Annotated in this window: 5 protein-coding genes; all 5 read left to right on the forward strand. The window is 65.6% G+C overall.

Translation table 11 applies throughout. The features are described from left to right. On the forward strand, positions 1–1,029 hold a 1,029-nt coding region (locus AC1DBQ_RS22625; RefSeq protein ID WP_476930645.1), incomplete at its 5' end, for a hypothetical protein. 156 nt (positions 1,030–1,185) lie between these two features. After that, positions 1,186–1,572 carry a glycine cleavage system protein GcvH gene (gene gcvH / locus AC1DBQ_RS22630; protein WP_091255083.1) on the forward strand — a complete coding sequence of 129 codons (387 nt, stop codon included), beginning with the start codon at positions 1,186–1,188 and terminating at the stop codon, positions 1,570–1,572. Positions 1,573–1,731: 159 nt separating this feature from the next. Next, entirely contained in the window at positions 1,732–2,208 is a 477-nt protein-coding gene (locus AC1DBQ_RS22635; RefSeq protein WP_476930646.1) for an FHA domain-containing protein, read from the forward strand. 17 nt (positions 2,209–2,225) lie between these two features. Beyond that, positions 2,226–2,948 (forward strand): transcriptional regulator FtsR, encoded by a 723-nt coding sequence (ftsR, locus tag AC1DBQ_RS22640; RefSeq protein WP_476930647.1) that lies wholly within the window; start codon positions 2,226–2,228, stop codon positions 2,946–2,948. Continuing rightward, a partial coding sequence (locus AC1DBQ_RS22645; RefSeq protein WP_476930648.1) for a bifunctional nuclease family protein occupies positions 2,948–3,276 on the forward strand: 329 nt, incomplete at its 3' end. The genes ftsR and AC1DBQ_RS22645, both read left to right, overlap by 1 nt.

Raw genomic sequence — 3,276 nt, forward strand, 5'->3', positions numbered from 1 at the left:
GCGAATTCCGCGGTGTCGTTCCAGGTCGCGGGGGTCAACGGGATCCCGGCGAAGGTCTCGGCGGTGGTGTTCAACCTGACGGTGACCCAGGCGCKGTCCCTCGGGTTCATCACGGCCTACGCCTCCGGCGCGGCCCGTCCCAACGCGTCCAACCTGAATTTCTCYGCCGGYCAGACSGTGCCSAACCTGGTCACCGTCCCGGTGGGGGCCAACGGCAAGGTCACCCTGTTCAACAGTTCCGCCGGATCCGCGCAGCTGATCGCTGACGTGACGGGCTATTACGTCACCGGAACGCCGGCGACGGCCGGTTCCTTCAAGAGCCTCTCGCCGGCCCGGCTCCTGGACACCCGCAACAGCGGKGCGGTGGGTGCCAACTCCACGGTCTCCTTCCAGGTCGCGGGAGCCAACGGAATCCCCGCCTCGGTCGCGGCCGTGGTGTTCAACTTGACGGTGACCCAGGCGAAGTCCCTGGGCTTCGTGACCGCGTACGCGTCCGGGGCGRCCCGGCCCAATGCGTCCAACCTGAACTTCTCCGCMGGTCAGACGGTCCCGAACCTGGTCACGGTCCCGGTCGGGTCCGACGGCAAGGTGACGCTGTTCAACAGYTCCTCGGGCACGTCCCAGCTGATCGCCGACGTCGCCGGCTACTACCTGCCCGGCACACCGACCGCGACCGGCGCCTTCAAGGCCGTCGGACCCACCCGGATCCTGGACACCCGCAATACCAAGCCGGTCGCCGCGGATTCCGCGGTGTCCGTCCAGGTCGCCGGCGCCAACGGGGTCCCCACCGGTGCCCTGGCAGCCGTCTTCAACCTCACCGTCACCTCGCCCAAGTCCTTCGGCTTCATCACCGCCTACCCGAACGGTTCAGCACGGCCCAACGCGTCCAACCTGAACTTCTCGACCGGACAGACCGTGCCGAACCTGGTCTCGGTGGCGCTCGGCTCRGATGGAAAGGTGGCGCTGTTCAACCGGTCCTCCGGATCCTCCCAGCTCATCGCCGACCTCGCGGGGTACTTCCTCCCCTAGAAGCGCGTACAAACAGTTGCCTCGCCGTTCCCGGACATGGCTGGTAACGGCGGGGTTTTCTGTTGCCCGGACACTTCCGGATCGGCCTATACTTTCAGCGGCGGATAGAACAAACTGCTGCCGCCGCCACAGGTGATTCCCGATGAAAGGCCCGTCATGAGCATCATTCCCGAAGAACTGTCCTACACCGCAGAACACGAATGGGTTTCGGCCCCCAACGCCGACGGGGTTGTGCGCGTGGGCATCACCGATTTTGCCCAGGACGCCCTCGGGGATGTCGTGTACGCCCAGATGCCCGAAGTCGGGACCACCATCAAGGCCAACGACGTCGTCGGCGAGGTCGAATCCACCAAGAGCGTCAGTGACATCTACGCCCCGGTGACGGGTGAGGTCGTGGCCCGGAACGAGTCCCTGGACACCGATTCCGCCCTCATCAACTCCGATCCGTACGGAGAGGGCTGGCTGATCGAAATCAAGCTCGCGGAGGCCGACGCGGTTGAGTCGCTGCTCAGTGCATCCGAGTATGAACAGCAGGTAGGCTAAAGGCATAGGTCGTTCGGGCCGGGTCGCGGGGGAGTGTTGTTGGGATGACAATGCACAGCCCCGACCCGCCGGAAGGCTGATTACCGGGATTTGCGAGGCTTTCCCGGACGGCATGCGTTGTTTGCAGGGGGGACACCTGCAACGAATGAGGAGGACTCAATGTTTGGGCACGAACGGAACGACACCGGTGACGGTTACGGCACGGGTGGAGTGAAAGCTTCGGAGACCACGTCGATCAACMTCACTCCGGTGCGCGACGAACCCACCTTCACCCCCAAGCTCTCCGCAGAGGAGCGGGCCGCGGTCGAGGCCCTGCCSTTTGGATCGGCCCTGCTCGTGGCCCACAGCGGCCCCAACGCCGGAGCGCGTTTCCTGCTGGATTCCGACGTCACGACGGCGGGCCGCCACCCGGACGCCGACATCTTCCTCGACGACGTCACCGTGTCCCGCAGGCACGTTGAGTTCCGCCGCACCGCGCGCAGCTTTGAGGTAGTGGACACCGGGAGCCTCAACGGCACCTATGTGAACCACGACCGCGTCGACGCCGTGGAACTGAAGTCCGGCAACGAGGTCCAGATCGGAAAGTTCCGCCTCACCTTCTACCTGAGCCCTGCCCGCGCAGCAGGCAACGTCTGATTCCGGGGTAGCTGCCTGTGGCCACGGCACATGCGGATCGGCGCGGACCCCAGGTTCTGAACATCGGGGAAGTCCTGGCTCAGCTGAGCGACGACTTTCCCAGCATGACGGCGTCAAAAATCCGGTTCCTTGAGGAAAAGGGGCTCATCAACCCGCAACGGACGCCTGCCGGCTACCGGCAGTATTCCGAGAACGACGTCGAACGGCTGCGTTTCGTCCTGTCCCTCCAGCGCGACCAGTACCTGCCGCTGAAGGTCATCAAGGACTACCTGGACGCGATMGACCGCGGCGAACGGCCGGAGAACCTGCCGGCCGGTGTCACGCTCTCCCCGCGGATCGTCTCCGAGGAACTCGCCAGCGAGCTCCAGAGCCGTGCCCGCCGGCTCAGCGAGGAACAGCTCCGGGCCGAATCCGGGGCGAGCGTCCCGCTCCTGGAATCGCTCCTGAGCTATGGGCTGATCGGGCACGTCAACGGCAAGTTCGACGAGCACGCCCTGMAAGTGGCTCGGGCCTGCGTCCAGCTGGAGAGCCACGGCCTGGAACCCCGGCACCTCCGCCCCTTCCAGGCGGCCGCCGACCGCGAATTCGGGCTGGTGGAACGCGCAGTGGCCACCCTGACATCTCGCAAAGACGCAGCCTCCCACGCCCGGGCCGCCGAGGCAGCCCGGGAAATCAGCGACCTCTGCCTGTCACTGCACCAGGCGCTGGTCCACGACCGCATCTCAAGGATGGACATCTGATGATTGAGGTGGAGATTGTGGGCGTGCGGATTGAGCTGCCGTCCAACCAGCCGCTTGTCCTGCTCAAGGAAATCCACGGTGAGCGCCACGTGCCGATCTGGATCGGGACCCCGGAAGCCAGTGCCATCGCCCTGGCCCAGCAGGGGGTAGTCCCGCCCCGGCCGATGACCCACGACCTCCTGGTAGACGTCGTCGAAGCGTTGGGACACACCATCGTCAGCGTCAACATCGTGGCGGTGGAGGACAACATCTTCTACGGACAGCTGCAGTTCGAGAACGGAACCACCGTGAGCTCCCGCGCCTCGGATGCGTTGGCCCTGGCCCTGCG

It is taken from the genome of Arthrobacter sp. 10T413_2, assembly GCF_056394205.1.

Excerpts from the sequence above, each read along its gene's own strand:
- gcvH (WP_091255083.1), top strand. The coding sequence starts at position 1,186 with ATGAGCATCATTCCCGAAGAACTGTCCTACACCGCAGAACACGAATGG.